Genomic DNA, 228 nt, shown 5'->3' with positions numbered 1-228 from the left:
TGGCTCCCTTTGCTAGACTTGAACTAGCGACATATGGATTAACAGTCCACCGTTCTACCAACTGAACTAAAAGGGAACAAATTGTGTGCTTCTAATGAAGCTAATATACTGTAACGTACTTTTAAAAGCCATTTCAATATATTATTGAATGTGGCTCCCCTTGCTAGACTTGAACTAGCGACATATGGATTAACAGTCCACCGTTCTACCAACTGAACTAAAGGGGAA

At 39.5% G+C, this 228-nt stretch carries 2 tRNA genes; both read right to left on the bottom strand.

From position 1 onward, the window contains the following. Nucleotides 1–76: transfer RNA gene (locus tag JFU56_RS22840), tRNA-Asn, on the bottom strand. A 75-nt stretch (nucleotides 77–151) separates the two neighbouring features. Then, nucleotides 152–227 (bottom strand) — tRNA-Asn (locus tag JFU56_RS22835). Between the last annotated feature and the right edge of the window lies 1 nt (nucleotide 228).

The sequence above is a fragment of the Moritella sp. F3 genome (assembly GCF_015082335.1).
GTDB lineage: Bacteria > Pseudomonadota > Gammaproteobacteria > Enterobacterales > Moritellaceae > Moritella.
Note: the sequence above shows the minus strand (reverse complement) of the source record. Positions and strands in the feature narration are given on the sequence as shown.